This is a genomic window from Lutibacter sp., assembly GCF_040883305.1.
GTDB lineage: Bacteria > Bacteroidota > Bacteroidia > Flavobacteriales > Flavobacteriaceae > Lutibacter.
Genome location: NZ_JBFLKT010000441.1, coordinates 1 through 3,385, shown reverse-complemented (window position 1 = coordinate 3,385; position 3,385 = coordinate 1). Strand labels below are relative to the sequence as shown.

Below are 3,385 nucleotides of genomic sequence, written 5' to 3'. Positions count from 1 at the left end.
GGTTTTTTTTAAACGAACAAATTACGCAACAATCAATAATTGCAGCTGTAATTCTTTTAACAGGAGTTTTCTTTATTAATACTAAGAAAAAATTGGTATTATTCTCCAGGTTTAAAAAGCAATAAACTTATAAACTTACTATTTATAATTTTTTTTAGTATACTTAATATGTTGTAGCTAACTAATATTCAATTACTTAACGATAAACATTCTTTTTTATGTTGAATATTTTATGATTTTTAAATACTAACTTATTAAACTGCATATTATGAAAAAACTAATTTTATTAAGTCTGACAATCATATTATTAACATCTTGTCAAGAAAAAGTAACAAAGCGATACACAAAACTCACCATAAATTGAGGTTTTAAAATCTGCAATTGAAGATTATCAGACTGTCTAATTACCCTTTTTTAAGCCAAGCTTTCCCCATTTTTAATAAGGGTTTGTTCGCTACATCATTAATAATTATTCCTCCCATCATATACCAAGCTCCTAAGGCACAAATAATTAAAACATAGGCTGCCCAAACAGTTAATTCAGGAAAACCAAAATGAGCTAAATCTAATAGAATAAAGCCTATTACTAAAACCGTAAATGTAAAAGCCATAGCGCCATGAATAAATAAGGAGGCTACCCATAATATTAATGTTAATAACGTCCAAACAATTAAATAAAAGCCAACATCAACACTTGTTGAATTATAAATATTGAAATGATTACATATCCAAATTACACCTAATCCTATCCAAAACGCACCATAGCTAGTAAATGCAGCAAAACCAAAATTATTTCCCATTTTTTGTTCTAAAAACCCGGCAATCATTTGTGCTAAGCCTCCAAAAACAAACCCCATTGCAACAACAGGGCCTAATCCAATAAAACCTAAATTATGAATTTGTAAAAGCAATGTTGTTAACCCAAAACCTCCAAGACCAACAACTGCTGGATTTGCCAATTTAATAGTACTCATAGTCCTAATATTTTTTTTTAAAACGAGTACAAATATGTACTTATATTATTTTTTGCATTATGATTAAAGTCATTGTTAAAATTGATTTAAAATATCACCTTATTTCAAACGATTTCAGAAGATGAAGTTTTTTAAATTTTAATAGAAAAATACGTTTTTTATAGAAATTCATTAAAAAAAAACCACTCTTTATCTTTTAAAAAAAGTCTTAAATTCTATTTTTAATCATAATTAATAAACGCTAAGAAAACTATTTAGTTTTTGTGTTGCCTTGCGGTTCTCTAATCTTTTTAAATTCTTACATTTGCCTGTTAAATTTTTTAAATGGCTAATTTTAATAAATACTCATTTGTAAATCCAAAAAAATCTCCTGTTTTTTATGGTTATGTAATCCTTTTTGTTGGAAGCATAGGTATTTTAGCAAGTATTCCAGGGCAAACTGTAGGAGTTTCTGTATTTACAGATCCTGTAAAAGATGCATTAGGACTTTCAAGAAATCAGTTTAGTAATGCTTATATGATTGGGACATTATTAAGTTCCTTTTTAGTAACAAAAGCAGGATTCTTATTCGATAAATATGGCGCAAGATATGTGGCATTTTTTGCTACTTTTTTTTTAGGAGTTTCATTGTTGATTTTTTCAGTTTCAGTTAAAATAAGTGAAACCGTTAAGTCAATTTTAAATGTTGATTCCTGGTTAGTTCCATTTGTTTTGATTACCATATTATTTTTCTTTATAAGATTTAGTGGTCAAGGTGTTTTGACAATGACTTCTAGAAATATGATTATGATTTGGTTTAATAAAAACCGAGGGAAAATTAATTCAATTAGCAGTATTGCAGTTTCATTAGGGTTTTCGGCTTCACCAATTTTAATAAATAAACTAATTGACGATTACGGTTGGGAGTTAAGTTGGCAACTATTGGCGGTTTGTTTATTTATTTTTAGTTTTTGCATCATTCAATTGTATCGCAATAAGCCAGAAGATTTCGATTTAAAACCAGATGGATTTCCTAATAAAACTAAAATTATTGAAGTTGAAGAAGTTGAAGTTAATTTTACTCTTGATGAAGCTAAAAAAACAAGAGCTTTCTGGATGTATGGTTTAATTTTGGCGTTTAATAGCTTTTTTATTACCGGTTTTACATTTCATATTGTATCTATATTTGCGAGCCAAGATTATTCGAAATCACAAGCAATAGCTGTGTTTTTACCAATTTCTATTATTGCCATTTCTGTGGCTACATTATGCAATATTTTAAGTGATTATATTCAACATAAAATTTATTTATACATAATGACTGCCAGTGGAATTTTAGCTTCTTTGGGATTGTTATTTTTATCTTCAACATTTGGAGTATATATGTTAATAATAGGTTTAGGATTTTTAGGAGGTTTATTTTCAGTAGTAAATGCGGTAACGTGGCCTAAATATTATGGAAGAAAATACTTAGGTTCCATTACAGGAAAAGTTATGAGTTTTTTAGTGATTGCAAGCGCCATTGCACCAAGTTTATTTAGTTATTGCTTTTCTAATTTCGGTTCTTATAGCAATATTAGCTATATTACATTAGCTTTTTTGTTGTTTTTAATAATAGGATCTTTTAAAGTTGAAAATCCACAAAAACATTCATAATTCTTTTATTTTATCATTCTTAAACATTTTTATTATAAAAGATAGTAAAGATTATAATTTTTATAAAATTAGTAAGCCTGAAACCTTCTTTATGAAATCAGTAGTATCAAAAGATTTTAAACTCCATTTTGATAAATTTTTCAGCAATTTAATAAGCTAAAAATAAAGACATTCCTTAAATTTTAAAAACTATATTTGCGCCCTTAATAATTTGACTATAATTAGTTTAAGTTTCATACTATGGAAAATATTAAAATAAAAGATACGCAACCAATTTCAGCTGATGAAATTGAAAAATGTATTTCTATATTGGAACAGTTAGTTACTGATACAGATCAAATTTTTGATATTCCTAAAGAACGAAGAACGGCATTAATTAAAATTGCTGGAATGTTTTCTAGACCAAGTAGAGAAGAGTTTTCAAGAAGAAAAAAGGATGGTAAAAAAGCAATTAAGCGTAAAATGGCTGCTAGAGATAAACATGCACGAAAAGAAACAGGTATTAGAAGTGCTCGTGAATCTGTTGTTTTTGTAGCACCTAAACTACTAAATGCTGCAGATTTAACTAACAAAAAAGTGTTAGAATTAGAATCGCCTAGAAATTGTTATGTATGCAAAGATTCGTTTACAAAATTACATCACTTTTATGACACTATGTGTACAGAATGTGGTGATTTTAATTATGCAAAACGCTTTCAAACAGCTGATGTTAAAGGACAAATAGCGGTAATAACGGGTTCTCGTTTAAAAATTGGATATCACATAACCTTAATGTT

General features: G+C 27.7%; 2 protein-coding genes and 2 pseudogenes. 3 read left to right on the top strand and 1 reads right to left on the bottom strand.

What is annotated here, in order from left to right:
• A pseudogene (locus AB1Z17_RS14240) lies at positions 1 to 125 on the top strand (EamA family transporter); the annotation flags it as partial.
• 279 nt (positions 126 to 404) lie between these two features.
• On the opposite strand, the gene AB1Z17_RS14235 reads toward AB1Z17_RS14240, so the two are convergent.
• Entirely contained in the window at positions 405 to 983 is a 579-nt protein-coding gene (locus AB1Z17_RS14235; protein WP_368052433.1) for an acetate uptake transporter, read from the bottom strand.
• Positions 984 to 1,298: 315 nt separating this feature from the next.
• On the opposite strand from AB1Z17_RS14235, the gene AB1Z17_RS14230 reads away from it, so the two are divergent.
• Both AB1Z17_RS14230 and AB1Z17_RS14225 read left to right on the top strand, forming a co-directional pair.
• Entirely contained in the window at positions 1,299 to 2,609 is a 1,311-nt protein-coding gene (locus AB1Z17_RS14230) for a nitrate/nitrite transporter (RefSeq protein ID WP_368052432.1), read from the top strand.
• A 240-nt stretch (positions 2,610 to 2,849) separates the two neighbouring features.
• Positions 2,850 to 3,385, top strand: a pseudogene (locus AB1Z17_RS14225) (oxidoreductase); the annotation flags it as partial.